We start from the raw sequence: 7,709 nt of genomic DNA, 5'->3' as shown, positions 1-7,709 counted from the left end.
TCCCGGCGAGGACGACGACGCGCGCGCCGTACGTACGCCCGAGCAGGTCCCGGCACGCCGCCGCGAGCCCGGCCGCCGCGCGCCGCATGAGCGCGCCCTCGGGCAGCCGGGCCATCAGCTCGCCCTCGGCGGCCCGTACGGTCTCCACCGCGTGCGCGTACCTCATGGAAAGTCCTCCGGGCGGGCTCGACGGAACTCAACGGAACGTGACGGAACTCGACGGAAACAGCCTCAACGGACATTACGCGCCCGGCGCGCGCCGAGCCCCCCGACCAGGCAGACCCACCCCGCCCGCGCGAGCCGCCCGCGCGAGCCGCCCGCGCGAGCCGACCGCGAGGTCAGCCCTCCGCGATGACCACTGCGGACGCGACCCCGGCGTCATGGCTGAGGGAGACGTGCCAGCCGCGCACCCCCAGCTCCGCGGCCCGCGCGGCCACGGTGCCGGTGACGGTCAGCCGGGGCCGGCCCGACGGCTCCGTGGTGATCTCGGCGTCGAGCCAGTGCAGCCCGGCGGGGGCGCCCAGGGCCTTGGCGAGAGCTTCCTTGGCCGCGAACCGGGCGGCCAGCGAGGCGATACCGCGCCGCTCACCGGTCGGCAGCAGCAGTTCGCCGGGGAGGAAGAGCCGGTCGGCCATGCCGGGCGTGCGCTCCAGCGCGGCGGCGAAGCGGCCGATCTCGGCGACGTCGATCCCGACCCCGACGATCACTGGCCATCCCCTTCGCCCGACGTGCCGTTCATGCCCGCCAGCTTAGGCCCGTGCCCCCGTCCGGCCGTACCCCCGGCCGTACCCCCGGCCGTGCGCCGTACGCGTACGTCGGGACAATGGGGCCCGTGCCGACGACCCCTGCCGCGACCAGCCCCTATGTCGACCTGACCCGCGAGGAGTGGAGTGCGCTCGGCGAGCGCACGCCGCTGCCGCTGACCTCCGAGGAGGTGGAGCGGCTGCGCGGACTGGGCGACGTGATCGACCTGGACGAGGTGGTGGACGTCTATCTGCCGCTGTCCCGGCTGCTGAATCTGTACGTGGCCGCGCACAGCGGGCTGCGCGGCGCGCTGAACACGTTCCTGGGGGACGCGGGCGGCGCGCAGCCGGGGACGCCGTTCGTGATCGGGGTGGCGGGCAGTGTGGCGGTGGGCAAGTCGACCACGGCCCGGCTGCTCCAGGCGCTGCTGGCCCGGTGGCCCGAGCATCCGCGGGTCGAACTGGTCACCACCGACGGTTTCCTGCTGCCCAACGCGGAGCTGCACCGGCGCGGCCTGATGTCGCGCAAGGGCTTCCCCGAGTCGTACGACCGCCGCGCGCTGACCCGCTTCGTGGCGGACGTGAAGGCCGGCCGCGACGAGGTCACGGCGCCGGTCTACTCGCACCTGATCTACGACATCGTGCCCGGCGAGACGCTGACGGTGCGCCGCCCGGACGTCCTCATCGTGGAGGGCCTGAACGTCCTCCAGCCGGCGCTGCCCGGCAAGGACGGCAGGACGCGCATCGGTCTGGCCGACCACTTCGACTTCAGCGTGTACGTGGACGCGCGCACCGAGGACATCGAGCAGTGGTACCTGGGGCGGTTCAGGAAACTGCGCGAGACGGCCTTCCAGGACCCGCACTCGTACTTCCGCAAGTACACGCAGGTCCCGGAGGACGAGGCACTGGAGTACGCCCGGCTGATGTGGCGCACCGTCAATCAGCCCAATTTGCAGCAGAATGTGCTGCCCACCCGCAGCCGGGCGACGCTGGTGCTCCGCAAGGGACCGGGGCACAAGGTGCGGCGCCTGTCGCTGCGCAAGCTCTGATGCCGGCCGCCCCGGTGCCGGAGACGTCCTACGAAACGGGAGCCCCGCCGTGCTGCACCTGCGGATGATCGTGCCCGCCGACCGCACCGAGGAGGTCGCCCTGCTGGTCGGCGCGACCCTGGGCGCCACGCATCTGACGGTGATGCGCGGCGCCGCGTACGACCCGCTCGGTGACGTGCTCACCTGCGACGTGGCGCGGGAGGCGGCCGACGGCTTGCTGGCCGGGCTGCGCGAGCTGGGCGTGGCGGAGACCGGGTCGATCGCGGTCGAGAACATCGACCTGACGCTGTCGACGAGCGCGGAGAAGGCCGAGGAGGACGCGCCGGGCGAGGGCGCGGACGCGGTGCTGTGGGAGTCGCTGGTCGAGGAGACGCACGAGGAGTCGACGCTGACCGTCACGTACATCGCGTTCCTGACGGTGGCGACGATACTGGCCGCGTACGGCGTGATGCTGGACAGCTCGATCCTGATCGTCGGCGCGATGGTGGTCGGGCCGGAGTTCGGGCCGCTGGCCGGGATCTGTACGGGGGTGGTGCGGCGGCAGCGCCGCCTGGTGGGGCGGTCGGTGACGGCCCTGCTGATCGGCTTCCCGGTGGCGATGCTGATCACCGGCGGGTTCAGCGATCTGATGAGCCTGTTCGGGCTGTTCACGCAAGCGAGGTTCGACGCGCCGCACCCGGCGACGGAGTTCATCTGGCAGCCGACGTGGGACTCGTTCGTGGTCGCGTTCCTCGCCGGGATCGCCGGAATCCTCTCCCTGACCTCGTCCAAGTCGGGCGCGCTGGTGGGCGTGGCGATCTCGGTGACGACGGTGCCGGCCGCCGCGAACGCCGCCCTGGCGATCAGCTACGCGGCCTGGGGCGAGGCGTGGGGTTCCAGCTTGCAGCTCGTGATCAACCTGGCGGGCATCGCGGTGGCGGGCACCTTGACGCTGCTCGCCCAGAAGTGGCTCTGGGCGAAGCGTCACGTACCCGCCGCCTGACGGCGTACGGTCGGCCCCCCGGTCCGGCGCGGCTCAGCCCAGGGTGGACTTGACGACGTCGGCCAGCCGTCCGGCGACGGACTGGGCGTGGTCGATGTCGGCGGCCTCGACCATCACGCGCACCAGCGGCTCGGTGCCGGAGGGCCGCAGCAGCACCCGGCCGGTGGTGCCCAGCTCGGTCTCGGCCTCGGCGACGGCGGTCAGCAGCTCGGGCGTGGAGTCGACCCGGCTCTTGTCGACGTCCGGCACATTGACCAGCACCTGCGGCAGCCGCACCATGACCCCGGCCAGGTCGGCCAGGGTGCGCTTGGTGGCGGCGACGCGGGCGGCCAGCAGCAGACCGGTCAGGGTGCCGTCGCCGGTGGTGGCGTGGTCGAGCACGATGACGTGCCCGGACTGCTCACCGCCGAGCGCGTACCCGTGCTCCTTCATCGATTCCAGGACGTAGCGGTCGCCGACGGCGGTCTGCACCATCTCGATGCCTTCGCGTTCCATCGCCAGCTTGAAGCCGAGGTTGGACATCACGGTGCCGACGACGGTGTTCTCGCGCAGGGCGCCGCGCTCGCGCAGCGACAGGGCGAGGATCGCGAGGATCTGGTCGCCGTCGACCTCCTCGCCGGTGGCGTCGACGGCCAGGCAGCGGTCGGCGTCGCCGTCGTGCGCGATGCCGAAGTCGGCGCCGTGCTCGACGACGGCGGCCTTCAGCAGCTCCAGGTGGGTGGAGCCGCAGCCGTCGTTGATGTTGAGCCCGTCGGGCTGGGCGCCGATGGTGATGATCTCGGCACCGGCGCGGGAGAACGCCTCGGGCGAGACGCGGGAGGCCGCGCCGTGCGCCTCGTCGAGGACGACCTTGAGGCCGTCGAGGCGGTTGGGCAGCACCGCGATGAGGTGGGCCACGTACTGGTCGAAGCCCTCGTCGTAGTCGCGGACCCGGCCGACGCCGCCGCCGGTGGGGCGGTTCCAGGGGGCGCCGGTGCGGTGCTCCTCGTAGATCGCCTCGATCCGCTCCTCCAGCTCGTCGTCGAGCTTGTGGCCGCCGCGGGCCAGGAACTTCACGCCGTTGTCCGGCATCGCGTTGTGGCTCGCGGAGAGCATCACGCCGAGGTCGGCGCCCAGCGCGCCGGTGAGATACGCCACCGCCGGGGTGGGCAGCACACCGACCCGCAGGACGTCCACGCCCGCGCTCGCGAGGCCCGCCACGACGGCTGCCTCCAGGAATTCGCCCGAGGCGCGCGGGTCGCGCCCCACGACCGCCACCGGCCGGTGGCCCGCGAAGCTGCCCGCTTCGCCGAGCACGTGTGCCGCCGCGACCGACAGGCCGAGCGCGAGCTCGGCGGTGAGGTCGGCGTTGGCCATGCCCCGCACTCCGTCGGTGCCGAAGAGTCGTCCCACAGTGTTTCCTCCGATGATCCGTGCGGTCGTGCGGCCGTCCCGAGACGCGACGGTCCCTGTGCCGCCGGGCCTCCCGTGCCCCGCGGTCCGCGCCCCCGGTGCGGGGACATGGCTCCACCCTCCAAGGCTCAGAGCCATATCAACAGACAAATGTGCCGATTCCCAGGAACGCGAACGCCTCGGAGGCACAAAGTGTCTCCGAGGCGTTCGATGCGCCCGGCGCGGGTTTGGTTCCCGCGCCGGAGGCGACTTAGCGCTTGCTGAACTGCGGGGCCTTGCGGGCCTTCTTCAGACCGGCCTTCTTCCGCTCGACCGCGCGGTCGTCACGGGTCAGGAAGCCGGCCTTCTTCAGCGGGCCGCGGTTGTTGTCCACGTCCGCCTCGTTGAGCGCGCGGGCGACGCCCAGGCGCAGCGCACCGGCCTGGCCGGAGATGCCGCCGCCGCTGATGCGGGCCACGACGTCGTACCGGTTGTCCAGTTCGAGCACCTTGAAGGGCTCGTTGACTTCCTGCTGGTGCACCTTGTTGGGGAAGTAGCCCTCAAGGGTGCGGCCGTTGATCTTCCACTTGCCGCTGCCCGGAACGATCCGGACACGGGCGATGGACTGCTTGCGGCGGCCGGTGCCGGCGGCCGGCTGCGGGTCGCCGAAGCGCGAGGCGAGCGACTCGGAGGTGTACTCCGACTCGGGGGTCTCGGACTCGAAGGTCGTGATCTCCTCGAAGGTCTCTTCACCCTCGACGACGGTCTCGGCAGTGGTCTCAGCCACGATTCTCCTCAGATTCTTTCTGGTAGCTGGTGGCCGGTACTACTGCGCGACCTGGGTGATCTCGAACGGCACCGGCTGCTGGGCAGCGTGCGGGTGCTGGTCGCCCGAGTAGACCTTCAGCTTCGAGAGCATCTGACGGCCCAGGGTGTTCTTCGGGATCATGCCCTTGATGGCCTTCTCGACGGCCTTCTCCGGGTTCTTGTCGAGCAGCTCGTCGTAGCGCACGGAGCGCAGGCCGCCCGGGTACCCGGAGTGGCGGTACGCCATCTTCTGGGTCTTCTTGTTGCCCGACAGGTGGACCTTGTCGGCGTTGATGATGATGACGAAGTCACCGGTGTCGACGTGCGGGGCATAGATGGGCTTGTGCTTGCCCCGCAGGAGGATCGCGGCCTGGGTCGCCAGACGGCCCAGGACAACGTCCTGCGCGTCGATTACGTGCCACTGGCGGGTGACATCGCCGGGCTTGGGGCTGAACGTACGCACGGTCGCCTTCGCTTCTTCAGTGATGGTGTCTCCACGAGCCCGTGAAGGGGCCGGGGAAACGGGTCCTTGTACAAGGCCACCCGGACGATCAGGCCAGCCCTGGCGGCATTCGGGGACGCAACCCGTCTGCCTGCCGCTGGTCATCGGCCCGGTGGACCGGCGTAAGGGCCCCTCACGTGAGATGGAGCAAGCCAATACGCATAACGACATCGAAGAATACCCGCGCGCCCCCGTACGGGTCAAAACGCGTCGGATTCCCGGTCCCCGCCTACCTCTTGCGCTCGACCCGGCGCTCGTCCCAGACCGGCTCGGCGGACTCCCTGACCAGGCCGTCGGACCCGAAGACCAGGTAGCGGTCGAAGCTGCGCGCGAACCACCGGTCGTGGGTCACCGCGAGCACCGTGCCGTCGTACGACTCCAGGCCCTCCTGAAGGGCCTCGGCGCTCTCCAGGTCGAGGTTGTCCGTGGGCTCGTCCAGCAGCAGCGCGGTGGTCCCGGCCAGCTCCATGAGCAGGATCTGGAAGCGGGCCTGCTGCCCGCCGGAGAGCTTGTCGAAGGGCTGGTCGCCCTGCCGCTCCAGCTCGTACCGCCGCAGGACGCCCATGGCGCGGCCCCGGTCGTGCGCGTGGTCGCCCCACAGGATGTCGACCAGGGTGCGGCCGAGCAGCTCCGGGTGCGCGTGGGTCTGCGCGAAGTGGCCGGGCACCACCCGCGCGCCGAGCTTGAACGTCCCGGTGTGCGCGACGCTCCCGTCCCCGGCGAGCAGCCGCAGGAAGTGCGACTTCCCCGAGCCGTTGGAGCCGAGCACCGCGACCCGCTCGCCGTAGTAGACCTCCAGGTCGAACGGCTTCATCAGACCGGTCAGCTCCAGCTTCTCGCAGGTCACCGCGCGTACGCCGGTACGTCCGCCGCGCAGCCGCATCCTGATGTCCTGCTCGCGCGGCGGCTCCTGCGGGGCGCCCGCGTCCTCGAAGCGCTTCAGCCGGGTCTGCGCCGCGTGGTAACGGGACGCCATGTCGGGGCTGTTCGCCGCCTGCTGGCGCAGCCGCAGCACCATCGCCTTGAGCTTGGCGTGCTCCTCCTCCCAGCGCCGCCGCAGCTCCTCGAAGCGCGCGAAGCGCTCCTTGCGGGCTTCGTGGAAGGTGTCGAAACCGCCGCCGTGCACCCACACCGTGGACCCGGCGGGGCCGGTCTCGACGGCGACGATCTTCTTCGCGCTGCGGGCCAGCAGTTCCCGGTCGTGACTGACGAACAGCACGGTCTTCTTGGTGAGGGCGAGCTGCTCCTCCAGCCAGCGCTTGCCCGGTACGTCCAGGTAGTTGTCCGGCTCGTCAAGCAGCAGCGTCTCGTCGGGGCCGCGCAGCAGGGCCTCCAGAACCAGCCGTTTCTGCTCACCGCCCGAGAGCGTCTTCACCTCGCGCCACTGGGCCCGCTCGTACGGCACGCCGAGCGCCGCCATCGTGCACATGTCCCACAGGGTCTCGGCCTCGTAGCCGCGCGCCTCGGCCCATTCGGCGAGCGCGTGCGCGTACGCCATCTGCGCCGGTTCGTCGTCCTGCGCCATGATCGCCAGCTCGGCCGCGTCGACCGCCTTGGCGGCGGTCCGGATACGCGGGTGCGCTACGGAGACCAGCAGGTCACGTACGGTGCGGTCATCGCGGACGCTGCCGACGAACTGCCGCATCACGCCAAGGCCGCCGCTGACCGTGACCGTGCCGCCGTGCGGCTTGATCTCGCCGGAGATCAGCCGCAGCAGCGTGGTCTTGCCCGCGCCGTTGGCGCCGACCAGCGCGACCACGGCGCCGTCGCCCACGCGGAACGAGACGTCGCCGAGCAGCGCCCGCCCATCCGGCAGGTAGTACTCCAAGTGCGCTGCTTCCACATGTCCCATGTCCTGGATTCTCCCTGTGGGGCGCGATGCGTCCCAACTCGTTTTCGTGACGTCTCCACCGGCGTCTCCACCGGCGCGTTCACCGGCGTGTTGACAGGCGCGTTGACCGGCGCGTTCTCCGGTGTGTTCAGCGGTGTGTTCACCCGAATATGTGCGCGGCCTGACCGGCAATATGATGCGCGGCATGACTGATGGGCCCGGACAGCAGCCGCAGCCTCCGCAGGAACCCCCCACGAGCGCCCCCGAGGGCGAGCGCGAGGTCCTTGAGGGACGCGTCATCCCCTCTCGGCCCCAGCCGCGCCACGCCGCCGCCCAGGCGCCACCGCAGCAGCCGTCGCCGTACGACGCGCAGGCGCCGCAGGGCCCGCAGCAGCCGTCGGGGCCGGCCGCCGAGCAGCCGGCG

The 7,709-nt window shown here is 71.3% G+C and carries 7 protein-coding genes and 2 pseudogenes; 3 read left to right on the top strand and 6 right to left on the bottom strand.

Features of this window, described 5'->3' with window-relative positions:
• Both BGM09_RS21710 and BGM09_RS21705 read right to left on the bottom strand, forming a co-directional pair.
• A pseudogene (locus BGM09_RS21710) lies at window positions 1-166 on the bottom strand (bifunctional ADP-dependent NAD(P)H-hydrate dehydratase/NAD(P)H-hydrate epimerase); the annotation flags it as partial.
• Between the two features lie 172 nt (window positions 167-338).
• Entirely contained in the window at window positions 339-707 is a 369-nt protein-coding gene (locus BGM09_RS21705; RefSeq protein WP_188283335.1) for a holo-ACP synthase, read from the bottom strand.
• 116 nt (window positions 708-823) lie between these two features.
• Here BGM09_RS21705 and coaA point away from each other — a divergent pair, with 116 nt between their 5' ends.
• Window positions 824-1,792 carry a type I pantothenate kinase gene (coaA, locus tag BGM09_RS21700; protein ID WP_188283334.1) on the top strand — a complete coding sequence of 323 codons (969 nt, stop codon included), beginning with the start codon at window positions 824-826 and terminating at the stop codon, window positions 1,790-1,792.
• A gap of 49 nt (window positions 1,793-1,841) precedes the next feature.
• A complete protein-coding gene (locus BGM09_RS21695; protein ID WP_188283333.1) occupies window positions 1,842-2,774 on the top strand; it encodes a DUF389 domain-containing protein in 933 nt (310 codons plus the stop codon).
• A 33-nt stretch (window positions 2,775-2,807) separates the two neighbouring features.
• On the opposite strand, the gene glmM is transcribed toward BGM09_RS21695, so the two are convergent.
• The 4 genes from glmM to BGM09_RS21675 all read right to left on the bottom strand — a co-directional run bounded on the left by glmM (window position 2,808) and on the right by BGM09_RS21675 (window position 7,306).
• Window positions 2,808-4,166: a phosphoglucosamine mutase gene (gene glmM, locus BGM09_RS21690; RefSeq protein WP_188283332.1), complete on the bottom strand. Its 1,359-nt coding sequence runs from the start codon at window positions 4,164-4,166 to the stop codon at window positions 2,808-2,810.
• Between the two features lie 250 nt (window positions 4,167-4,416).
• Window positions 4,417-4,932 (bottom strand): 30S ribosomal protein S9, encoded by a 516-nt coding sequence (gene rpsI, locus BGM09_RS21685; RefSeq protein ID WP_188283331.1) that lies wholly within the window; start codon window positions 4,930-4,932, stop codon window positions 4,417-4,419.
• 39 nt (window positions 4,933-4,971) lie between these two features.
• Entirely contained in the window at window positions 4,972-5,415 is a 444-nt protein-coding gene (rplM, locus tag BGM09_RS21680; RefSeq protein WP_188283330.1) for a 50S ribosomal protein L13, read from the bottom strand.
• Between the two features lie 268 nt (window positions 5,416-5,683).
• Window positions 5,684-7,306, bottom strand: coding sequence for an ABC-F family ATP-binding cassette domain-containing protein (locus BGM09_RS21675; protein WP_188283329.1), 1,623 nt, complete (start codon window positions 7,304-7,306; stop codon window positions 5,684-5,686).
• A 184-nt stretch (window positions 7,307-7,490) separates the two neighbouring features.
• Between BGM09_RS21675 and BGM09_RS21670 the strand changes: the two are divergent.
• Window positions 7,491-7,709, top strand: a pseudogene (locus BGM09_RS21670) (hypothetical protein); the annotation flags it as partial.

The organism is Streptomyces sp. CBMA29 (genome assembly GCF_014596445.1).
Classification (GTDB): Bacteria; Actinomycetota; Actinomycetes; order Streptomycetales; family Streptomycetaceae; genus Actinacidiphila.
Note: the sequence above shows the minus strand (reverse complement) of the source record. Positions and strands in the feature narration are given on the sequence as shown.

Bases quoted from the DNA above. Each gene is read 5' to 3' on its own strand.
- coaA (WP_188283334.1), top strand. From the start codon at position 824: ATGGGGCCCGTGCCGACGACCCCTGCCGCGACCAGCCCCTATGTCGAC.
- BGM09_RS21675 (WP_188283329.1), bottom strand. From the start codon at position 7,306: ATGGGACATGTGGAAGCAGCGCACTTGGAGTACTACCTGCCGGATGGG.